Origin of the sequence: Synechococcus sp. PCC 7502 (assembly GCF_000317085.1) — a bacterium.
Lineage (GTDB): Bacteria > Cyanobacteriota > Cyanobacteriia > Pseudanabaenales > Pseudanabaenaceae > PCC-7502.
In genome coordinates, this window is sequence record NC_019702.1 from 820932 (window position 1) to 842959 (window position 22028).

25 protein-coding genes and 1 tRNA gene are annotated in these 22028 nt (G+C 40.5%); 15 read left to right on the forward strand and 11 right to left on the reverse strand.

The features are described 5' to 3' along the window. Nucleotides 1–40: 40 nt before the first annotated feature. Nucleotides 41–2710 carry a DNA gyrase subunit A gene (gene gyrA, locus SYN7502_RS04065; protein WP_015167617.1) on the reverse strand — a complete coding sequence of 890 codons (2670 nt, stop codon included), beginning with the start codon at nt 2708–2710 and terminating at the stop codon, nt 41–43. Between the two features lie 564 nt (nt 2711–3274). On the opposite strand from gyrA, the gene SYN7502_RS04070 reads away from it, so the two are divergent. The 7 genes from SYN7502_RS04070 to SYN7502_RS20080 all read left to right on the forward strand — a co-directional run bounded on the left by SYN7502_RS04070 (nt 3275) and on the right by SYN7502_RS20080 (nt 8027). After that, entirely contained in the window at nt 3275–3580 is a 306-nt protein-coding gene (locus tag SYN7502_RS04070; protein ID WP_015167618.1) for a hypothetical protein, read from the forward strand. Next, a complete protein-coding gene (locus tag SYN7502_RS04075) occupies nt 3581–5626 on the forward strand; it encodes a hypothetical protein (RefSeq protein WP_015167619.1) in 2046 nt (681 codons plus the stop codon). A 75-nt stretch (nt 5627–5701) separates the two neighbouring features. Continuing rightward, on the forward strand, nt 5702–6211 hold the full coding sequence (locus SYN7502_RS04080; RefSeq protein ID WP_015167620.1) for a hypothetical protein: 510 nt from the start codon (nt 5702–5704) through the stop codon (nt 6209–6211). Nucleotides 6212–6267: 56 nt separating this feature from the next. Beyond that, a complete protein-coding gene (locus SYN7502_RS04085; protein ID WP_015167621.1) occupies nt 6268–6690 on the forward strand; it encodes a hypothetical protein in 423 nt (140 codons plus the stop codon). Between the two features lie 38 nt (nt 6691–6728). Further along, nucleotides 6729–6992 carry a hypothetical protein gene (locus tag SYN7502_RS04090; RefSeq protein WP_144050169.1) on the forward strand — a complete coding sequence of 88 codons (264 nt, stop codon included), beginning with the start codon at nt 6729–6731 and terminating at the stop codon, nt 6990–6992. 247 nt (nt 6993–7239) lie between these two features. Further along, nucleotides 7240–7869, forward strand: a complete 630-nt coding sequence (locus SYN7502_RS04100; RefSeq protein ID WP_015167624.1) for a glycoside hydrolase family 24 protein — start codon at nt 7240–7242, stop codon at nt 7867–7869. Then, nucleotides 7866–8027, forward strand: a complete 162-nt coding sequence (locus SYN7502_RS20080) for a hypothetical protein (protein ID WP_015167625.1) — start codon at nt 7866–7868, stop codon at nt 8025–8027. The genes SYN7502_RS04100 and SYN7502_RS20080 overlap by 4 nt, the downstream gene beginning before the upstream one ends. On the opposite strand, the gene SYN7502_RS04105 is transcribed toward SYN7502_RS20080, so the two are convergent. Together SYN7502_RS04105 and SYN7502_RS04110 are read right to left on the reverse strand one after the other, a co-directional pair. Further along, nucleotides 8024–8629 carry a CAP domain-containing protein gene (locus SYN7502_RS04105; RefSeq protein ID WP_015167626.1) on the reverse strand — a complete coding sequence of 202 codons (606 nt, stop codon included), beginning with the start codon at nt 8627–8629 and terminating at the stop codon, nt 8024–8026. The two genes, SYN7502_RS20080 and SYN7502_RS04105, sit on opposite strands and share 4 nt — an antisense overlap. 2 nt (nt 8630–8631) lie before the next feature. Continuing rightward, complete coding sequence (locus SYN7502_RS04110) at nt 8632–8988, reverse strand: helix-turn-helix domain-containing protein (protein ID WP_041429221.1); 357 nt, start codon at nt 8986–8988, stop codon at nt 8632–8634. Nucleotides 8989–9119: 131 nt separating this feature from the next. On the opposite strand from SYN7502_RS04110, the gene SYN7502_RS04115 reads away from it, so the two are divergent. The 4 genes from SYN7502_RS04115 (at nt 9120) to SYN7502_RS04135 (ending at nt 12387) form a co-directional block, all read left to right on the forward strand. After that, nucleotides 9120–9308 carry a hypothetical protein gene (locus SYN7502_RS04115; RefSeq protein WP_015167628.1) on the forward strand — a complete coding sequence of 63 codons (189 nt, stop codon included), beginning with the start codon at nt 9120–9122 and terminating at the stop codon, nt 9306–9308. Between the two features lie 361 nt (nt 9309–9669). Then, nucleotides 9670–9882, forward strand: a complete 213-nt coding sequence (locus SYN7502_RS04125; RefSeq protein ID WP_015167630.1) for a hypothetical protein — start codon at nt 9670–9672, stop codon at nt 9880–9882. Nucleotides 9883–9884: 2 nt separating this feature from the next. Beyond that, nucleotides 9885–12167, forward strand: a complete 2283-nt coding sequence (locus tag SYN7502_RS04130) for an AAA family ATPase (protein ID WP_015167631.1) — start codon at nt 9885–9887, stop codon at nt 12165–12167. 10 nt (nt 12168–12177) lie between these two features. Next, nucleotides 12178–12387 (forward strand): hypothetical protein, encoded by a 210-nt coding sequence (locus SYN7502_RS04135; RefSeq protein ID WP_015167632.1) that lies wholly within the window; start codon nt 12178–12180, stop codon nt 12385–12387. Here the strand turns inward: SYN7502_RS04135 and SYN7502_RS20880 are convergent. Both SYN7502_RS20880 and SYN7502_RS04145 read right to left on the reverse strand, forming a co-directional pair. Then, nucleotides 12349–13458: a site-specific integrase gene (locus SYN7502_RS20880; protein WP_015167633.1), complete on the reverse strand. Its 1110-nt coding sequence runs from the start codon at nt 13456–13458 to the stop codon at nt 12349–12351. The genes SYN7502_RS04135 and SYN7502_RS20880 overlap by 39 nt on opposite strands. A gap of 104 nt (nt 13459–13562) precedes the next feature. After that, nucleotides 13563–13646: transfer RNA gene (locus SYN7502_RS04145), tRNA-Leu, on the reverse strand. A gap of 108 nt (nt 13647–13754) precedes the next feature. Here SYN7502_RS04145 and SYN7502_RS04150 point away from each other — a divergent pair. Both SYN7502_RS04150 and mraY read left to right on the forward strand, forming a co-directional pair. Beyond that, a complete protein-coding gene (locus SYN7502_RS04150; RefSeq protein WP_015167634.1) occupies nt 13755–14006 on the forward strand; it encodes a DUF3134 domain-containing protein in 252 nt (83 codons plus the stop codon). Between the two features lie 14 nt (nt 14007–14020). Beyond that, nucleotides 14021–15136 carry a phospho-N-acetylmuramoyl-pentapeptide-transferase gene (gene mraY, locus SYN7502_RS04155; protein ID WP_015167635.1) on the forward strand — a complete coding sequence of 372 codons (1116 nt, stop codon included), beginning with the start codon at nt 14021–14023 and terminating at the stop codon, nt 15134–15136. Here the strand turns inward: mraY and SYN7502_RS04160 are convergent. The 6 genes from SYN7502_RS04160 to SYN7502_RS04185 all read right to left on the reverse strand — a co-directional run bounded on the left by SYN7502_RS04160 (nt 15123) and on the right by SYN7502_RS04185 (nt 20692). Further along, nucleotides 15123–16514, reverse strand: a complete 1392-nt coding sequence (locus SYN7502_RS04160; protein WP_015167636.1) for a TolC family protein — start codon at nt 16512–16514, stop codon at nt 15123–15125. The genes mraY and SYN7502_RS04160 overlap by 14 nt on opposite strands. Before the next feature lie 131 nt (nt 16515–16645). Next, a complete protein-coding gene (locus SYN7502_RS04165) occupies nt 16646–17356 on the reverse strand; it encodes a DevA family ABC transporter ATP-binding protein (protein ID WP_015167637.1) in 711 nt (236 codons plus the stop codon). Nucleotides 17357–17362: 6 nt separating this feature from the next. Further along, nucleotides 17363–17827: an acyl-CoA thioesterase gene (locus SYN7502_RS04170; protein ID WP_015167638.1), complete on the reverse strand. Its 465-nt coding sequence runs from the start codon at nt 17825–17827 to the stop codon at nt 17363–17365. A gap of 38 nt (nt 17828–17865) precedes the next feature. After that, the gene (locus tag SYN7502_RS04175; RefSeq protein WP_015167639.1) at nt 17866–18273 is read right to left on the reverse strand and encodes an MAPEG family protein; all 408 of its coding nucleotides are present in this window, start codon (nt 18271–18273) and stop codon (nt 17866–17868) included. 54 nt (nt 18274–18327) lie between these two features. Then, the gene (gene devC / locus SYN7502_RS04180; protein ID WP_015167640.1) at nt 18328–19485 is read right to left on the reverse strand and encodes an ABC transporter permease DevC; all 1158 of its coding nucleotides are present in this window, start codon (nt 19483–19485) and stop codon (nt 18328–18330) included. A 40-nt stretch (nt 19486–19525) separates the two neighbouring features. Beyond that, nucleotides 19526–20692 carry an ABC exporter membrane fusion protein gene (locus SYN7502_RS04185; protein WP_015167641.1) on the reverse strand — a complete coding sequence of 389 codons (1167 nt, stop codon included), beginning with the start codon at nt 20690–20692 and terminating at the stop codon, nt 19526–19528. Between the two features lie 134 nt (nt 20693–20826). Between SYN7502_RS04185 and SYN7502_RS04190 the strand changes: the two genes are divergently transcribed. Together SYN7502_RS04190 and SYN7502_RS04195 are read left to right on the forward strand one after the other, a co-directional pair. Then, nucleotides 20827–21378 carry a PadR family transcriptional regulator gene (locus SYN7502_RS04190; protein ID WP_015167642.1) on the forward strand — a complete coding sequence of 184 codons (552 nt, stop codon included), beginning with the start codon at nt 20827–20829 and terminating at the stop codon, nt 21376–21378. Between the two features lie 135 nt (nt 21379–21513). Then, nucleotides 21514–22026, forward strand: a complete 513-nt coding sequence (locus tag SYN7502_RS04195) for a photosystem I assembly protein Ycf3 (protein WP_015167643.1) — start codon at nt 21514–21516, stop codon at nt 22024–22026. The last annotated feature ends 2 nt before the right edge of the window (nt 22027–22028 follow it).

The following is a 22028-nucleotide window of genomic DNA, read 5'->3' on the forward strand; positions in this document are numbered from 1 at the left end:
TTAATCCTGAATAATTTCTTTATTAATTAACGAGAGCTATTTACTCTTCAACCGTTTGTTCAGTAACTACAGTCACCGCCGTTTCTCCGCTCGGAACTGAACTTAATTCAGGCACAATTGTATTTTCTTCAATAGCCGCAGGAACTAAAGTGACATCAGCGATCGCATCATCGGCATCTAGTCTTTGCAGTCTAACTCCACGGGCGGTACGAGATTGGCAGGCGATCGCATTGGTAGCTTGGCGCATCACAATCCCTCGGCTCGTCACAATCATTAACTCTTCATCAGCATCAACTAGTTTGAGAGCAGCTAATTGATCTTGCCCAGACTTAAATTTTGTAGCTCTAATACCTTTGCCAAAGCGCTTTTGAATCCGAAACTGTCCTACAGGCACTTTTTTCCCGTAACCACCCTGAGTTACAACTAAAACCCAAGGAGCCATACTTTTATCGTCACAAAGCTCTTCGGTAAGTTCTTCAGGGGTATCAGTAATTTCTGACTCTTCTACTTCGGAGACAGAAAGATTATCGGTCGTTTCCACATCTTCAATTTCTGCTAATCCTGCGGGCAGAATATCCATGCCCACGATTTCATCATTTTCACTTAAACGCATTGCCCTTACCCCTCTGGTATCTCTACCCATAGGTCGCAGTTGCTGATCATCGGTACGAAACCTGATCGCCATACCCTGTTTAGAGCCAATGATAATGGTGTTATTCACCTTTGCTCGCCTTACCCAGCGTAGTTGATCATTATCTTCTAGGAAAATTGCAATTAAGCCGTTACTGCGAATATTGGCAAAGGCTGACAATTTAGTTTTTTTGATATAGCCGCCTGCGGTTAACATGACCAAAAATTCATCATCGGTAAATTCACTGATCGCCAATACGGAAGTAATTTTCTCTTCACTGGAAATCGGCAACATTTGCACGATCGCTCCACCTCTGGCAGTACGACTAGATTCAGGAATTTCATAACCTTTGAGACTATAAACCTTACCGCGATCGCTAAAAAAGAGAACTGAATCATGGCTGCGACAGGCAAAGAAGTGATCAATAGCATCATCATCCTTCATGTTGGTACTGGATTTACCCCTAGTGGCACGACTTTGAGCAACAAAGGTATCTACGGGCATCCGCTTAATGTAGCCCTGTTCAGTCACAAGGACGATGGTTTCACGATTAGCGATTAAATCGGCGGTATTAATATCTCCTTCTCCATCTAGGATGATGGTACGGCGAGGAGTGGCAAATTCGGCTTTTATTGCTTCTAGTTCAGTTCTGGTAATTGCTAATACCCGTTGGCGATCGCTCAAAATATTATTTAAGTCCGCAATTTCAACTACTAATTCTTCATGTTCCTTTTGAATCTTGTCCGCTTCTAGGGCAGTCAGGCGGCGAAGTTGCATTTGCAGGATTCCGTCTGCCTGTACTTCCGATAGTCCATAGGTTTCAATTAGTCCTAATTTGGCACTGGCGGTATCATCTGCCCCTCGAATTAAAGCAATAATTGCGTCTAGGTGAGATAGAGCAGTTAACAAGCCCTGTAATAAATGATCCCGTTCTTGAGCTTTACGCAGTTGAAATTGAGTGCGGCGAGTAATAACTTCAGAACGAAAGTCGAGGAATACCTGTAGGGCTGATTTCAGGGTTAAAACCTGAGGCGCACCATCCACGATCGCCAACATATTACAGCCAAAATTCGATTGTAAAGGCGTAGTCTTAAATAAATTATTCAAAACCACTTTGGGATAAGCATCCCGCTTCAGTTCAATTACCAATCTCATGCCGTTGCGATCGCTTTCATCCCGAATATCGGAAATACCATCTAAACGCTTTTCATTGACTAATTCAGCAATCTTTTCAATTAAGGCTGCCTTATTAGTTTGATAGGGCAGTTCCGTAATAATAATTGCTTCACGATCTTGGCGCCCCGGATTAGAGATTACTTCAAAATCTGCTACCGCCCGCATCGTCACAGAGCCACGCCCTGTGGTGTAGGTTTCTCTGATTGCCTCTCTACCTAAAATTAATGCCCCAGTCGGGAAATCTGGACCTTGCACATATTGCATTAACTCCAAATCCGTTAAGTCTGGATTAGCGATCAAAGCTACTAACCCATCCACTAATTCACCTAGATTATGGGAAGGAATATTTGTTGCCATCCCCACCGCAATACCCGAAGAGCCATTGAGTAATAGTTGGGGAATTCTTGCAGGTAAAACTAGGGGTTCTTCTTGGGAACCATCATAGTTATCACCAAAGTTAACGGTTTCGGCATCTATATCTTGAATTAAGCCAACTTGAGCCACACGGGTCAGACGACACTCGGTATATCGCATCGCTGCCGCAGGATCATTATCCACACTGCCAAAATTGCCATGTCCATCCACAAGCCGTTCGCGCATGGAAAAATCCTGAGCCATCCGTACCAATGCTTCATACACCGAAGAGTCACCGTGGGGATGATATTTACCGATCACGTCACCAACTACACGGGCGCATTTCCGAAAAGGGCGTTCTGGGGTTAACCCTAACTCGTGCATAGCATATAAAATCCGACGGTGCACTGGTTTTAAGCCATCCCTTGCGTCAGGTAATGCCCGCCCCACGATTACGCTCATGGCATATTCTAAATACGACCTCGACATCTCACCTCGCAGATCAGTTGGCACAATGCGATCGCTTTGATTTGCAGTTGAGTTGGTCATAGTTATTTATTTAAGTCCAGTCTTGGCGGTCTAGTCAGTTATGATCTATTTTAACCTATGTGCTACCCCCCCCGCCTTGAATCAAGATAAACCATGGCTATAATTCTTAGCTGATTGGTACTATATTTTGTCCCCTTTTCTTGTAAAAAATCCAACAATTATCCACAATGCTCCAATAGCAGCGAGCACATATATACCCTTGTACCTGAACCATCACAGTAAATTATCAAAGAAATTATCAAGTACTTTAAATGCCCATGCGCCTAACTACGAATAGACTGATCACTGCGGCAATGGTATAAGTATTTCCCTTGATTTCATAAATTAGATATTTGCAGATAATTTACGAATTGACTATATTTCCAATTCCCAAAAGATTCTTAAACAGAGTTTTAAAATGGGGGAAGAGGGACTTGAACCCTCACGACTTATAAGGTCAACGGATTTTAAGTCCGATGTACAAATCATAAAAATAGCTTTGAAATAAGAATCTTAGAGATTATTAATTTATAAGTTCTTAAATTTTGCCTTAGAATTTAGGCATGATATTAAAGGCTAAACAAAATGACAGCAATCACACTATCTACAGACATCCCATCAAACATCACAACACTTGAGCAGCTCCATGTCTGGACATCGGTAGCTTTAGCAACCTGCAACCCAACAAAGCAGATAGTCGAGTCAGAAAATAGTACCGAATTTACTTGTCGATATTTTGTTGCACTTGCCTATGACGCAACTACTAGGTGTGTTGATCGAATAAGCATCCCTATCGATCCGACTTATGTATCAGACAAGAGTAAAAAATTCTGGATGTTTGCCAATCCTATTTCAGATACTGCCTTACCATCAACTTTCAAAGCTAACTAGATGTTTGCAGCCCCTGCACTGCCATTAGTTCCACCCGTGCCGGTTGTGCCAACGCCGACGGCACCAAATTCTAATTATTCTTTGCCAGATTTACCACCAATCCCAGCCCCTAATATCCCCGGTCTATCTAACTTAACCAGTGGCACTCAAAAGCTATTAGATTCTTTATTTGGGACACCGCCGGCGGCAGCCCCAACATTGCCAAGAGACTTTAAGGATCGGAAGTTTATAAGTCCTGCTCCTGCAACCCCTGATAGTTTAGGAAAATTACCATTTAGAGGCGGTCAAAGTGTAGGCGTTAACTACACTGTAAATTACAGTTATATATATACTCGCCCCGGTATTAACCCTCAAAGTGGGAGTACTGCAGTAGTTGTAGTAGGTCCACTAAGCGCATTTGAAGTTATTGACGGACCGCCTGACTCATCCCAAATCTCACTAAAAGTAGTTGATAGGGATGGCACAAGATATTTTCTGACTAGGACTGGTAAAGCAGTTGATCCAGCAATTACACTAACCGTTACGATAATTAGTATTACCAGAAATGATAACCAACCTGATACAGGGGGGAATCCGCCTGCTGTTGGTGGTAATCCTGCTGGTGTAGGTAATCAATTAACACCACCACAGGTTTATGGTTTTGGTCCGACTACAGCCCCGCCAGTTCCAAAGACAGCCCCTAAAAGGAAACCACCCATAACACCAAGACCTGATGAGAAACCAGACGAAAGAATAAAGCCATTCCCACGCCCCGGCACACCTAACGAAAAACCTAAAAATCCACCTGCTAAACCAGAAACACCAAAAGAACCACCAGCTAAACCGGGAGAGAAACCGGGGACACCTAAAGCTCCACCTTTAGACCCACCAACATTACCCCCTGTTAGCCCACCTAAGCCAGATACAACACCTAAACGAGAAACACCGTCTAAACCTGCTGACGACCCAAATACTAAACCAGATGCACCAACCAAGCCACTAGATAACCCTAAGATAGATCGTCCTGAGACTCCAAATCAAAGACCCGATCCTGTTAGGATTCCTCCATTAATTCCTTCTCAGACTCCCCAAGAGCCGCAGCAAGACCAAGAAAAAGAGAAGGTAGGAATTCCACCTGCTTTACCAACTCCACCCACAATTACCCCGGGTACAAACCAACCAACTCCACCAACAATTATCTCACCTCCACAATTACCACCGGGTAGTAATCCACCGGGGTCTAGTAATGGTGGTCAAATCACTACAGGTAATCAAAATTCTGGAAATAACAACAATAATTCTAATAATGGCAGTGGTCCAGGGATTGATGAAGTTAGCCAACAAATTAAGGATTTAGACCGCAAAATTGGCTCACTCACGGGTAATAACGTCACCAACATCACTAATATCAATAATCAAGGCATGACCTGCCAAGAGCTTAAAGATTGCCTATCTGGTAATACAGAGACTGCCAACATCAAGAAGTTCAAACAATGTAACTTAACCACTGGGGAACCTGAGTTTGAGACTGTGCAGATACAGGTTAACAAGGGTGATAAGGCTGCTATTGAAGCTATTGCGGAAAGATTAGCTAATGTTGAAGGTCAACAATGTAAAGAGTGTGATGCTGTTGCACTAGTTCCTGAATGGTGGCAAGTCAGAACAGGTCAAAGACCACAATTAGTTGTGAGGTTTCAAAATATTAAAGAGGATGGGACTATTGGTGATTCCAAATGGTCATTATCTATTCCACATTACAACAGAGATCAAAATTTTAAACCTAGGTTTCCTAATTATAAAAAAGGTGATATTCAAGGAATATTAGTACTTGATGATAATAGTAAGGTTATTGTTAATTGCTTTAATATAACTGAAGCAAAAAGGGTAATAGCGGCTATAAAACAATATATTGATCCAAACTTTTTAAAAAATAGTTATGAAAAGTATGGTGAGAGAAAAGGTAACGCATTTAGTCAAGTTCAAGTTAAAGCTATATTTGCAAAATATTTCCCAGATGGACAAAAAAATACTACTCCTGAATGGACTATAAAGTTGGTTGGAGATTAACCACGAACTGAACTTACTTGTCTTTAACTATTAGAAAACATAGGCTTTAGATGTTCACTCACACATGAAAATCTAATGTCAACATTTACCCCCGGAACTGGTGGAACTTTAGAATCTACTAATTTACCATCTGCTTTTCTTGAAGTATCAAGAGTTCTAGTTCAAGCCGAAAATACCCGTAATGCTGCTAACTCTGGCGTAGCTCCTATTAACAACATCACTGCTAGTTTAAGTATTGATGGTGGAGTTGCTTCCATAGCCGCTACTATTCCTATTGCTCCAACTTTATCTACCAGTGGAGTCCCAACAATTGCCGCTCAAAATTATCTCGGTTCAACTTACACAACTTTTGCTCCCGGTACAGGTGGAACTCTTAAAAGCACTAATACCATTGCCGCATTTTTAGAAACTGCTCAATTATTAGCCAGTGCAGAAAAAGCAGTAACCCCTGTGGAAAATCAGCCTAACAACATCCAAATTACCTATGATTTGGAAGCTTCTCAAGCTACTATTTCCGCTAATTTACCTTTTAGTTCCACATCTGTTAGCGGTGATATTACTATTGAAGCTCTCGACTACTTGTAAACCTAATTTCAGGAATTTAATTAACTCAAATTAGCAAAAAATAAGTAGGTGAAATTATGGCAACAACAACTAAAAGAGCAAAGGTTGGACCTAGAGCATCGGTTGTAATTGGCACTGTTAAAAAGACCATTGGCGGTAAATCTAAAACCGTTAAATTGGTTAGTTACATGGCTAAATCTACTGCTGATTTCTTTGGATTCAAGACGGAAGCGGTAAAGAGTACGGCGACTAAAAGCGCAGGTGGTAAGACCGTAGCTCCACGTTTAATTCGTGGCTCTATCGGTGCTGGATCGATCAAGGTTCCAGCAGGCAAAACTAGCGCAGCTAAGGGTGGTGTGCAAAAATTTAAGCAGATTCCTATCCCTAGCGGTGCTACTAATGTCCAGATTGAGGCATTTCTCAAGACTGCCACTAAAAACAAGCCTACAAGCTTTGTTTCGAGGGATGGTAGGACTTATGCAGTAAGCGGTACTAAATAGTGTTTATCTATAGGCAAAGTTTCACTAGGCTTGATTCTTTGCCTATTTATATTCCTGTTTTAATCGACAGCGATCGCATTGTTTTTGGCATTGAAGTAGAAAATCAGCTACGAACATGGAACCGTGCGGGTACTTTAACCAGAAAGGTTTTATTAGATGGGATTGGTTTTGCTGTCGAAGAGCCTAAAACCTTAGCGATCGCTAAAAATATTTTAGAGTTCCAACCAGAGGGTAACTATCGGCTCGAATTTACCCCTTTTAAGTGGATTCAAAATTACACCATATCAATCTGGAAGTTATGACAAGTTCCCAAATCCCAGAACCACAAAATTCTAAAGCTATTCAGTTCCATCAAATCGCTAATATCATCTTAACTGTGATTTTGGGAGGTGCTATAACATCATGTGCATCATTCATAATTCAGACAAATAACTCTCTGATTTTGCTATCGGAAAAGATGCAAGTTTTATCAAGTGTGACATCTAAACTATCGGATAAGATAGATAAATTTGATGATAGGTTGAGAACTCAGGAGATGAGAAAATAGTTATGATTAATCTTTTAGACGTAGTTAAATACTTTAAGTCACAATCTCATCAAATAAAGGCTTTGCAGATTCTCAATAACAAGATTGCGAGTTCTTATCCTGAACTATTAGATGATTCTCAAGAATGGGTAAAGGAATGGAGAAGTGTTAATAATTTCTCTTTGACTGATTCAAAAAGCGAAGGTATCAATTCTAATCTTAAAGCTTTCCTTTTAGCGATAAGAGTACATGAGGGAACTAGTGGAAGTGATGGGTATAATTTGATTTTTACGGGTAAATATCTTTCTGATTTTTCCGATCATCCCAGACAAGAATATTGTGCTGGGGATTTATGCAGTGATGCTGCTGGGGCATACCAATTTCTAAGCACTACATGGGATGTGGTCAAAAAAAGGTTAAACCTTAGAGATTTTTCACCACAAAACCAAGACCTTGGGGCAATTGAGTTAATTAAAATGCGGGGTGCTTATGATTTTGTGATCAAGGGTGATTTACCCAATGCGTGCGATCGCTGTTCTTGGGAATGGGCAAGTATGCCAGATCGTAATGGTAATGGCAGATATGGACAACCTAACTGTAGCTTTGCTGAGTTTAGGAAATTGTTTATAAAATATGGTGGTAAGCCTTTATGAATTCCCGTATGCCAGTAATTTTAAGCTTGGCTGTTTGTACTTTCTGCTTAGTTATGATTGCAAGTGGTAAAAATGAGGCTCAATATTGGAGTACAGTTACAGGAATTTTAGGTTATTGGATGCCTCAACCTTTAGCAAATACACCTAAAAGGGATTAATTATTCTGACAGTCGCCCTGAATCCTGTCTTTTGAGCTTGTGATAAATGCACATACTGAACCATGACAGCCAATAGCCCCAGTAACGTGATATTCCCTAAGAATATAATCTTTCATTGAATATCTGGGATTATTAACATAACTTTCAAAGACTTGCTGCAAAGACATTCCATATCCTTTAGCCATACCACCGCCCCCGAAGGGATAATAGTATGACATTGTTGTTTCAAAAACCTGCTCATCTTCATTAAAGCCAAATTGCTTTTTTAGGGTTATTGCACATATCCCAGTTTTAGGATTTGTATCTGCTATGTAGCCCTCGGTGTCCATATCTTTTGCACGAGCAACTGCAAGACTATATGCTCTGTCATCCCACATAATGGGTTTTAATCCTTTTTTGGCTCTCAGAGAGTTTATATATTCCATGTTTTTATCTGATTCTTGCCAAGAACTAAAGATATAAGCTCCATCAGGTCGATAGTCATAAGCAGTAGTTCTATTGGGAATAGACTGCATATAAGCTGCACATCCAAGTCCCAAAAAAATAAACCCAAAAGCTAATTTCTTTTGAGTATTTGTACTAATTCTGTCTTTTATTCTCATCTTTACCCCACGCTTTCTGCGATCGCATACAATCTATCAGAAACAGCCCGACCTAATAAAGCTAAATCCTTTGCAGGCATATATCTCACCTCTGCAACAAGTCTTTCTACAGATATATTGGAATCTCTTTGACTATCTTTAGAGTTTCCTTCAAGGTAATCCATTAATTCAGTAAGTGTATAACCGCCCTCACTAGCTATTTTAGAAAGGTTCCCAGACCCCGGGGTTACTTCTCCATTTTCCCAAGATTGAATAGCACCATGAGTTACCCCCAAACGCTTAGCAAATTCTTTTTGAGTTTGATTACCCCTTAGTTGCTTTACTAAGTTCGCAAGTTTTAATTTTGACGAGTGGTTCATAGGTATCCACAAATACACATAAACATATATATGTTTTACCACATTTACACATATCTGTATTTGCGAAATTCTGTATTGACACATTTATGTATATGCGTTAATAAATATATATCAGTCTAAGAAATATATTTATGTACACTAAATCCAGATTTAACCTTGTCCTAGATGAAGACCTTGACCTACAAGTCAGGCTCAAAGCCACAGAGAACCGTCAAACCATCAGCGACTTTGTGGCTGAGGCATTGCGGCACTACCTAAAAAACTACGCCCGCATTCAAAAGCAGGCACAAAAAAATAAAGAGCCTGAGATTGAGTACTAACCAGTCTTTGCTCTTTATTAAGTTGTAAATTTACCTAACTAATTAAACATCATGAAACCAATTAACCACTACACAACAATTAGCGAATATACAGAACAAGTTATAAACAATTTAGATCGATCCCAAAAAATATCTCTAATGTTTTGGATACTCTCTAAATTGGTGATTGTGTCAGAAGCTTCTGGTTTTTATTTACTTTCAAAATCCAAAATTGAAATCCAAGAACTAAGTCTTAATGAATCACTGGGTTTAATTAAAGCACTAGCTGACCAGTGCCAAGAAACCCTAATTTCAAAATAAATCACTGGCGATCGCCCTGATGACTTGGGAGCGATCGCCCTTTTTTTTTACCTAAAAACCTATGGAAGACAAACTAAATCAAGCATCAACCCAAATCCTGATCAATCAAATGATTGGGATATACAACGATCCTAACAAAGACTGTTTTGATAAATATTGCGCTGCACGGGCAATAAATCAGGCATTAGGTCAAAACCATGAAGGGCAAAAGCTCAAATATTGGTTTTTAGCATTTTTACTTGAACACAATCAACCTCAAACGGACTTATTTTAGCCATGTTCAAAATTACAGACCATATCGAATTTGACCCCAAGGGCAGAGCATCATGCCCAGTATGTGAAGCAAAGAAAGGTAAACCAAATAAAAATCTTGCATTGATACCTAATAGTGATGGTGCTTATAAATGCCACAACACATCATGTACTACAGATCTGATTAGAGAGGCAATAGGACAACCTAAAGACCAGATTATTCCCAGTGCGATCGCTAAGGCTAAACCAATCAAATACCATGATCAAGAACGCATAGATATAAACAATGAAAAGCTGTTTAACGATTCAAAAATAGCTAAAAAGTGGCTCACAGATAGAGGTATTAGCTTATATCTCATACAAAAATTCAAATTAGGCATTGCACTCAGAGAAATCAAAAAATATGAACAAGGTAAGTTAGTTGAGAGTAAAGCTTTACCCTGTATCACAGTTCCCTATCAGTACCCAGAAGGATACTTACAGAAATACTTTGTAGCTCCTTGGCTAACCAGTGAAGAACGATTAGATACCAGAATGATTCAAGATAGTGGGCTTGCTGCTAGATGGTGGTTTACCCAAAAATCAGACTCTAAAGAGGTTTGGATCTGTGAAGGTGAATGGGATGCAATGTTGATGTCTGAAATTATTAATTGTTCTGAAATTGCTGATTGTGATGTGGCAACCTCAACGGCTGGATCGGGCAATGTTCCCCAAGACCTTAGACCTCTTGACCAATACGATCACATATTTATCTGGTATGACCTCGATCCTGCTGGAGAGGCTGGAGCCGAAAAATTAGCAAAAGCAATTGGTAATAGAGCTAAAATTGCCACGGTTCCATATACGGTAGACGCTAAGTTAGGCTGGGATATTAGCGATGCAATAGTTAATGGCTTTAGTTACTCTGATTTTGCCAAGGCTAGGGATAATGCTAAGTGTGTTGAAATTCAACCAACGCCAGGAAAGAATAAATTAGCAGATAGACTAATAACCACTGCCGAACTAATGGCACGGGCAAAGGATTATACCGATTGGCTGATTGATGAAATATTACCCATCAATGAACTAATACTTTTAGCAGCTTCACCAAGAGCGGGTAAATCTTTGATGGCAATGAATATTGCTCAGTGTGTGGCAAGTGGAACTAATTTTTTAGATCGGCCCGTAACACAAGGTTCAGTAATCTATGTCCAGTGTGAGGACTCAGAAACTAAGACGAAACAGAGAGCGATCGCCCAAGGTTGGGATGAGAATCTCCCAGTTTACTGGTTAGAAAAATTCAAAATGTCCGAGCTCGCTGAACTAATCGAACTGGCAAGAAAGATCGAGCCAAGACTAATCGTATTAGATACTTTGTCCAGGGTGCGTGATGATAACACCACAGAGTCAAGCGCAGAGATGTCTAGAATTTTGGAACCACTCCAAGAATTTGCCCGTGATCACAATTGCTGTATCCTACCAATTCACCACACAGGCAAAATTAAATTAGAAAATGCCGATGCCTTAGATGTTTTTGACACTATTAGGGGTAGCAGTGCCATCCGTGCTACTTGCCGTGGAACCTTAGTAATTGCGGCAAATGATCAGGGTTATCGTCTCTGTGTCGAAAACGGGTATAACAAGCAAGACTTAAAAGTTAGCCTAGACCTAAACTCTCTCACATGGAAACTTTTAGGTAAATGGGGCGTACAAGCTGATGCCTCCCAATCTGATCAGATATTGGGATTTTTAACAAAAGTACAGTCTGCAACCCTTGAACAACTGTATGAATTTACCAACATAAATAAAGCAAGTTTGTACAAGGTACTCTCTAGGCTTGTTCATGATAATAGAATCTCCAAAACTGGCTCTAGGAAAGCAGTTGTGTATTCAAAACTGCAAATCGAGCAGCCTAAAACCCAATCTGACATATCAGACATGTCAGATACGTTGTCAGATTCCGAAATCCAGACAGAGACAAGCTTAGAGGTGTTATCTGACAAAAATAATATTTTATATATATCTGACAACATGGTTAGTAATTTATCAACACATATATCTAACACAGGTGAAGCAAATTTGTCAGATTGTCAGATAAGTACCTCAAATCAAGACACAGCAGGCGATACCGAATCTGACAAGCAATCTGACAAACCCGTTTTTGTCAGATACAAAGTAGGTTGTCAGGTTGAAATCTTGACTGGTAGGTTCGCTGGCATGAAGGCTGAAGTCATTGATATACAAGGCGATGAGGTTGAGGTTAAGGCTAAAAAATGGGTGGTTACTCGTTGCTATCCAACTATGTCGTTAAAACTACTTGTCAGATAAGGAAATTAATATGTCAGATGAAATTTTAACCACCAAGGAAATGGCAAGTAAACTCAAGGTTTCTACCGATCATTTACTTGATTTATGCAAAGATGGCACTCTACAGCCCCAAATTCACTTTATTGACATCAGGAAACAAAGTAGTTCTAAACCCTGCTATAGATTCAAAATGCAAGCCTGTTTAGAGCGTTTTGCTATCCCTGCTGATGTTCGGAGCTAGTGGGCGATCGCTTCGATTCATCAACAGATCGTAAGCTTTTTGATGATGGCGATCGCTAATCCAATGATGATATTGCTCTGAGTGTACCTGTACTGAATGTCCCATTTGTTGAGCAGCTAGGCTAATATCCAGTCCAAACTCTAAAGTCCTAATAGCCCAACAGTGCCGTAGGTCATAGGGTTTAAAGCTAAGTTCATATCTTGAAAATGCCTTAGTAACTCTGCTACCTAACTCTGTATTATTTTTGCCTGTTACCACTGGGAGTTTAATATTTTGCAAATCAAAATCTACTGCCCATTCAGGGTAACAAGCCCATACCCTACGGCGATCAGTTTTAGTCCCATCTGTAATTGTGGCGATCGGGAAGTCTGCAAAGTCTAAGTAAAATATTTCGTGAGGTCTTAACCCGTATGTTGCCAGTACACCATATACCCATTGCCATTGTGGATTTTTAATTTTATAAAAGGTTTCGGCAATCAAGCGATCGTCTGGTAAGTTTCTGGGTGTTGCTCGCTTGGGGGAGTAGTTGCCGCTAAGTTGGGATAAGTCAATATCGATGTGAGCAAACTTAGCTAAGGCTCCTAGAGCCATGCAATATCGCTTTCTAGTTCTGGTATCTGGGGTAGTTGTAAGAACCAAGTTCTTAATTATCTCTGCATTAAGGGCTTGATTTGGCAGATGTTTAAATACTTCTAGGTAATCTTTTGCCCATGTAGTTTCAGATTTTGGTGATCGCTGTCTGCGAGTGAAATAATCTTGCTCAAATTTTGTTACCCAGTCTTTCCCAAGTTCAGTATTTATAGCCTGTTTTAGGTAAGGTTCCCAAGAAAATTGCTCTAGGTCTAATAATGCCCCTATCTTTCTTGCCTGTGCCTCAGCAGTAGATACACCAGCCCCGTTAGCATGAACCCCAAGAGCTAATTTTTGTTGATGTTGTTGTTTTATTTTTGAAGTTGGCTTAGGCGGGAAAGTTGCCTGTAAATATAGCCTATTTCCTTTCAATATGATTGATACGCCGACTTTTGCCGCTTTTAATCTGCCATTTGCCTGTGAAATTTTACCCTCAATCACGGTTCTTAAATTTTGCCTTAAAAAAATAGCGGTATATACCAAGATAAACCACTATAAACCGTTATTAACCAGTATCAAGATATTGGATTTACTGGATTTTAAGATGGGGGAAGAGGGACTTGAACCCTCACGACTTATAAGGTCAACGGATTTTAAGTCCGCAGCGTCTACCATTCCGCCACTCCCCCTTAGTAGAGCTTTGTTATTCTACTGCAAACTTAGGCTATTTCAACATAATTTTTTTCTTGGAATTATGTTAAGTTTAACGAGTGCCGATTTGCAAATTTAATAAGAATATGATTAATCCATCTCTACGGGCAGAAAAGAGAAATAAGCCTGCTGCCATCATCTCCTCCACCCAACAGATTTCGATTTTAGATTGGTTGGCATCTACAGGTCGCCTCATTGCCCGTGAGTCAAACGCTTTTGACTATAGAGAAGATGTTGAAGACTTACAAGAATTAATAGTTGGCGATGATGCTAGCTATTTAGACGAGGAAGAAGAAGATGAAGATATGGGTGCCGATGATGATGAAGATTTAGACTAAGGCTATTTCCAATCATGTCAAATTCAGAGCCAAATTCTTCACAGTCACAGCTTTCTAGCCCAATCGCCAAGTTTCCTACAGGGACACAGTTATCTGGTTTTGCTGTGGTTATGGTTTTAGCTTTGGCTTTTGTTGGACAGTTGGTCATTGAGTCTTTGCCATTAGTCTCTACATTTGTAGCGGTAGTTATAGCTGGGTACTTTGCCGTACCAATTTTGCAGCAAATGAAGGCGGGACAGGTAATCCGAGAGGATGGACCTGAGGCTCATCTTAAAAAAGGTGGCACTCCAACTATGGGAGGAATTTTTGTGGTTCCCGTGGGTTTGGTGATGTCATTGCTATGGTCAGGGTTTAACTTTGATGTCATTGCCGCTTGTGGTTTAACCTTGGGGTTTGGATTGGTTGGCTGGTTAGATGATTGGCAAATTTTACGTTACAAGTCTAATAAAGGAATTTCACCACGCACCAAACTTGGACTACAAGCTTTATTTACCCTTGCTTTTTGCCTTTGGGTTGGGTTTACGCATTCGGAACTGACTACTGTTAATTTACCGTTTATATTGGTTCTGCCCTTAGGGATTTTATTTTTTCCCCTTGCTGCTTTTGTATTGTTGGGTGCTAGTAATTCTACGAATTTAACTGATGGTTTAGATGGTCTAGCGGGTGGTACGGGGGCGATCGCTTTGATGGGTATAGGATGTTTACTAGCTCAGGCTCCATCTTCTAATTTGGAGTTAGCAGTTTTTTGTAGTTGCATGAGTGGTAGTTATCTAGGATTTTTATGGCATAACCGCAATCCTGCTCGGGTATTTATGGGAGATACGGGTTCATTGGCTTTGGGGGGAGCGATCGCCTCCGCTGCAATTCTCGGTAATATGCTCTGGGGACTATTGATTATTGGGGCAATTTTTGTATGGGAAGCGATTTCGGTAATCCTCCAAGTTAGCTACTACAAACTCACCAAAAATGATCAAGGCGTGGGTAAAAGATTATTTAAAATGGCTCCCTACCATCACCACCTAGAGTTAAGTGGCTGGAAGGAAACTCAAGTTGTTGGAATTTTTTACATTACTCAGGCTTTATTAGTTTTAGTAGCGATCGCCCTTAATTTCGTTTCTAAAGCCCATTAACTGCCTTTTTTAGGTTTGATATTGCCTGGTTATAACCAATAATTGCCTGAGTGCGGTTGACATCAGCCTGGGTAAGAGAATTTTCAGCATTAATCACCTCTAACTGCGTACCTACCCCAGCACTAAGCCGCAGACGAGCTAAACGTAAAGCTTCAGTTGATTGCTCCACCGCTTTAGTGGCAGTATCTATTTGCTTAGAGCGAGATTGGGAGTTAATAAATGCCTGTTCCACATCAAACCGAACTTGATTGGCAGCCTGTTGAAATTGACTTTCGGCAAGAGCCTGATCAGCTTTGAATTGATCTACTTGAGCACTGGCAACCCCACCATCAAATAGACTAATGCTGACATTTACCCCAACTCTATAGCCAAGAGCGAATCCACCTGCTTGATTGAAATTATCAGCAGTATCGAGATTTCCAGTTAAGGCTATTTGCGGCCCAAGGCGAGCAATACTAGCACGGGCGCGTTCTCGAGCCACCTCGCGTTGCAATTTCTGGGTATCTAGTTCTGTTCGATTTTTTAAAGCTAGCAGAATTGTATCTTCTATGGTCAGTTTCCAAGGCTCAACGGGGGCAATTTTATCCGCCGCCGCTAGGTCAAGGTTATTGGGATATTCGATTTGACGAGCTAATTCTCTACGGGCAATAAGTTGGCTGGCTTGGGCATCGAGAAGTGCCTGCTGAGCATTCGCTAACTGTACTTGGGCTGTTAATACGTCAAACTTTGTTCCTACTCCTGCCCGTTCCAATGCTGTTGTATCTCTGAGGCTGACTTGGTTATTTTCTACGGACTTTTGTTGAATTCTCACGTTTTCGTCCGTATTTTGAAGATTGTAATAGGCGGTAATTACAGCGATTTTGACGGTTTGAGTAACTTGGTTTAGTGCCAGTTCGGAAATGCGTAGCTGATTTTCAGCAGCTTTAATATTTGCTTCGACTAGCCCAGAGGTATAGATGTTGTAGTTGAGTCCAACGGTACCAGATACAGGTTGAGTGATTGTACTACTACTACCAAAGCCATTGGCAGAGGCAAAGCCACTGGATATATTACCTAATCGGGCTTGAGCAGAGTCATTAAATGTATAACTGCCAGAGGCAGTAACGGTGGGCAGTCTTGCTGCTTCGGCTTCCCTAAGGGAGGCTCTATTTCGATCTACGGTAATTCGGGCTTGAATAATATCTCGGTTACTACGATTGGCGATCGCTATGGCTTCTTCTAGGGTAATGGGTTGTGTGCGTTCGATTTTGACTTGGCTAGGAGTTGTAGGGACAGTTAAAGGAGCCGCAGTGGGAAGATCATTGTTAAAAAATAGTTGGGCGTGAGCAGATGGGGTCAAAATTAAGCCCAGACCAAGGCTAATAATGGAAAGACGCATAAATTATTATTTGTTACTCCTCAATAAGTTTAGTTTACCAGTACAAATAGGCTATTCATTTCTCAGTTTTACTTTGCTGCAAAGCTCTTCCAAGGAAATTTGTAATTATCATGGCTTTGGAATATCTGTAATTAATGAGCAGGAATTAAAGCAAGCGCGGCATCTTTGGCAAGATAACCATCTTCCATGTGGACAATGCGATCGGCTATGTCTAAAATTCGATTATCGTGGGTCACCATCAAAATTGTGCAGCCTTGTTCTTTTGCCAGTGTTTGCATTAAATTAACCACATCTCGTCCAGATTTACTATCTAAAGCAGCAGTGGGTTCATCTGCTAATACTAACTTGGGATGACTAACTAAGGCACGGGCGATCGCTACTCTTTGTTTCTGTCCGCCAGATAGATTATCGGGATAATAATTAACTCTTTCTCCTAGTCCAACTTCGCTTAAAATCGCTTCGGCTCTAAGACTAGCTTCATGATAGGAAAACTGACTATGGAGTTCTAAGGGCATTTGCACATTTTGTTTAGCAGTGAGGGAACCTAAAAGGTTATGTGCCTGAAAAATATATCCAATATTTCGACGTATTTCTACCATTTTCGTTTTAGTTGCCCCTAAAAGCTCTTGTCCGAGGATTTTCATACTGCCTTCTTGGAGCGATCGCAAGCTACCAATTAAAGTTAAAAGTGTAGTCTTACCTGAGCCAGAAGGTCCTGTCATAATCACAATTTCACCTGCATTGATTTCTAAATTAATATCAAATAAAATCTGCTTTTTTAAGACTCCCTGCCCATAGTAGAAGTTCAAATTTTGAATAGAAATAACTGGTTCTAAGCTCATGGTTTATTACTCCTGATGTAAGTCTTTATGTAAATAGGTAGCAAATTTTTGTTTTTGATCTGGCTTAAGGCGATAGGGCTGCATGGTGTCTGGATCAGCAAATATTCCCTTCTGCTTGGCGATCGCCACTAAAATTTCTTCACTCTTTTTTTCACTATTGTCTTCACTACTAGAACTATCGATCTTAAAAAATCTAAAGGACATTTCTGCAGAGGCATGGCGTAATTCTGATACCCATAGTTCAACAGAAACTCGATCCCCAAGGTGTACAGGAGCCTTAAAACTAATTTCCGTACTAACTAAAACTGGGACAAAACCCTCTTGGGCAATTTTATAAACGGGCATAGCGATCGCCTCTAAAAGCTTAGTTCTGCCAATTTCCATCCATTCACTATAAACAATGTTGCTCACATGACCATTGAAGTCAATATTGTAGGCATAGATTTCAAGTTCAAATTTCAGTATGCTCACAGCTACATTTTTAGTTAACTAATTTCTATTATTGGTAATCAAAGGTTCAACAGTGATTTGCCAATCCCAATCACGCTGCCTAATAGCAAAATAATTGCCACTAGAGAATTAATTGCAAAGCCTAAGCCTCTTTTTCCAGCCTCAGCATAGTAGCCCCACGCATAGAGAATTCTGCCGATAATCCAAATTCCTCCTAAAATATTGGCGGCGATCGCATTTACAAATAAGGCAAACATCCAAAGGGCTGGAATAAAAATAATTAACTGCTCTAAGGTGTTTTGCTGAACCCGAAACACCCGTTCAAAGTTCTCATCGCCTGTTATTTGTGGTACAGGAACTTTATATTTTGCCCTAGCGATACCGACATTAAAACTGAGAATAAAAAATACGATTAGACTAAGAATCGTGACTAGCCCAGTTATTTGTAATTGTTTAATATCAATCATATTTTTTATAAATTAGTTAATTTTGAAAAGACAGCTTAAGTCCCATAATGTTCTTTAGAATATATCAGCAGGATCGGCAGCTTGCAGTTTACGCATCGAAATCACCCCTGAAATTACGCACATAATAATGGTTAGAGTCAAGACTAACAAAGCTCGATCGCCTGTCATAGCAATGGGTAAACGAGTAGCATTACGGGTCAAATTATATAAACCAATAGCGATCGCAAACCCCGGCACAAATCCTAAAATTCCCAAAACCAATGCTTCTTGAAAAACTATTCCCAACAGATAAAAATTAGTGAATCCCATCGCTTTTAAGGTGGCATATTCCGCCAAATGATCGGAAACATCACTATATAAAATCTGATAAACAATCACCACACCAACGATAAATCCGATCGCTGTACCCAAACTAAAAATGAAGCCAATGGAAGTATTTTTCTGCCAATAGGTTTTCTCAAAATTAGCAAATTCCACCGCCGTTAAAACTTTGACATCTTCGGGTAATTGAGTTTGGAGCGTATTTTGGAGGCGAGGAATATCGGTATTGGGCTTAACTTTGATTAATGCCACACTGACTTCACTATCGGTACGCCGAGGAAATATGCGTAAAAAATTGCTGTCACTGGTAATTAAACTACAATCAGCCGCAAAGGAAGCTCCAATGGTGAATAAGCCATTTAGGGTAACTTCACGCCCAGCAATCTCTGCTCCAACTTCTTTCCCCTGTTCCAATTTTTTGACTGTAGTATCATATTCGCCCCTAGCTGCGCGATCAAACATTAAAGTATCAGGGAGTTTGATTGCCTCCAGATTGTTTTTGACTTCCTCTAACTTAAATGGAGAAGTCGTAGGATCAAAGCCAATCACTAAAATACTGCTGCTGGCACGGGTGGTGGGATTCTTCCAATCAGCAAAATTGATATATAGGGCTTGGGCAGATTCCACATCCTCAAAATTCATAGCTTGATAGAGCCGCCGCCGAGGAAATGTCTGCATATTGGGTAGGTTTCTTGCCTGTGGGCTAATCAGGACTAAATCCGTATCCAAAAGCCTATGTACTCTGGTATTACTATCAAATAAAGCCGCTTGAAATCCCAACTGAATGAACATCAACATTCCTGCAAACCCAATTCCTAAGAGTGCCACAATCAGGCGAGTTTTCTGGTGAGTTAGTTGCAGCCATGCTAAAAAAATGCGCCGTTTAATCATGGGTTCAATTTTTTAATTTAGTATTTGACCTGTATTTGACCTAAAGTGCGATCGCTACTTTGAGTTGGAGATTAGTTAAATTTTTCACGACCTTACTAGCCTCAGGCGAAAGCCGCACCTTAACTTCTACCACTCTGGCATCTTGATCGGCGGCGGGATCAGTCCCTAACACATCCTGTTTCGCAATTTGCCAACCGATTTGATCAACTACGCCCTTAAGTTCACCTGTAAAGGCATTACTGGTAATAATCGCTGCTTGCCCCATTTTGACTTGCTTAATATCACTCTGATAGACCTCAGCCACCGCATACATAGTTTCGGTATTCCCAATTTCGGCAATGCCTTTCTTTTGATCGCTGATCACTTCTCCCGACTTGGTATGAATCTTGAGAATTCTGCCATCACGAGGCGCACGCACATAGGATAGTTCTAATTCAGCTTCTGCTTGGTTTACGGAGGCGATCGCTCTATCAACTTCAGCCCTAGCTACCTGTACATCCACGGGACGAACTTCCGCAATCCGATTTAAGGTTTCCTTTGCTTCCTTTAATTGATCTTTAACCGTAGCGATTGTACGCTCTTGACTAGCTTTTGCTTCCCTCAATCGAGCTTGGGCAGTTTGCAGAGTTAACAGGCGAGAATCACGGCTAGAGGCGGAAATAGCCCCATCTTGATATATAGATTGATAGCGTTGATATTCTGCTTCTGCATTTCTGAGTTCAGCCTCACTACTAGCAACTGTGGCAGCTTGGGTGGCAATTTGTCCACTTAATTCCGATTCGAGGCGAGAGATATTTGCCTTTTGTGCCTGAATTTCCCCAGACTTTGCCCCTGCTTCAACTTGAGCTAGTCTGGATTCCGCAACTTTAACATCCTCCTGTGCCTGTTCTAAGGCTGAAGCTCGGCGATCGCGACTATCTAAAATCGCTACAACTTGCCCTGATTTTACCTGATCTCCCTCTTTGACCAAAATCTTGGACACACGGGTACTACCACTGGATTCAGTTACCGAAAGTTTGATGGTTTCACCTTCGGGTTCTAGTCTTCCTAAAGCTGTAATTTTATTAGCTTTGGGCGTATCTGAAGCACGGACAGAGCTTTGAGAAGTTTGAGAAGACAGGAAAAAAATAGAAGTCGATCCAAGAATGACAGTCGCCGAAATTACGCCAATAGTGACGGGGTTGATTATGCGTGGGGATATTTGCATAGATTTTAGGCATATATGACTATTTATATACAAATGATTTTATTCAATCTGTTTTATTCAACAAATTTTACTCAATAAATTGTATACATGATGTACGATAAACTAAGTCTTTGAAAATTGTCAAGCAATTATTTATGTCTCTTGGTCATATCATTTTGTCTGTTTTATCTCTTTGCCCTCAAAGTGGGTATGATCTTGCCAAAAAATTTGATGGTACTGTGGGTTGCTATTGGAAAGCGAGTCAGCAGCAAGTCTATAAGGAGCTAGCAAAGCTTGAAGAAAGAGGTGCAGTGTCCTATGAGGCTATTCCCCAAGAAGGACGTTTAGATAAGAAGGTTTATTGTTTAACCCAGCAAGGTACCGAAGAGCTAATTAAGTGGGTAATGGAGCCATCAGAGCCAACTGTAATAAGAGAAAGTCTGGCAGGTAAACTTAAAGCCGCACACCTTGTCCCTAAAGCGGTAATGATCAAGGATATTGAACGTCGTCGTCAAATTCATCAAACTAATCTTGAACATCTGAAGGCAGAACTAGCAGCCTATGAACAAATGTATGATCAAGGACTGCTTCCCCCTAAAGGTAAAATTTATTGCCAAATCGGAATTGGTAGAGGCATTCGCTACGAAAAGGACTGGGTGGCTTGGTGTGATGAGTCTTTAGCTCTTCTTTTGGCAAGTTCTGACTAAAGTATAAATCTGATCTGATGGTTGATTTGTTGATCTCATAGAGGCATAAGGTAAATAATTGCATATTAATTACCAACTATTAGGGCAAGTGGTCGAAATAGATGGCAGAATATGGAAAAAATCTAATTTAAATTCATGGCTAGATCCCAACGTAACGACAACTTTGTTGACCAAACCTTTACAGTTATTGCTGATACTATTCTTAAATTCTTTCCTGCTAGTCAAAAAGAGAAAGAGGCATTTGCATATTATCGTGATGGGATGTCAGCCCAAGGTGATGGAGAGTATGCTGAAGCACTAGAAAACTACGAAGAAGCTCTAAAACTGGAAGAAAACCCCTATGATCGCAGCTATATTCTTTATAACATTGGTTTAATTCATGCTAGCAATGGTGATCATGACAAAGCCTTAGAGTATTATCATCAGGCGATCGATATAAATCCCCGTTTACCTCAGGCATTAAATAATATTGCAGTCATCTATCATTACAAAGGCGAAAAGTCAGAAACCGAAGATGATAGAGAAGACTTTTTTACCAAAGCTTCGGAGTACTGGGTACGAGCAATTAGGATTGCCCCTAATAACTATATTGAGGCACAAAACTGGCTCAAAACTACTGGCAGAGCCGATATTAATGCGTTCTTTTAATG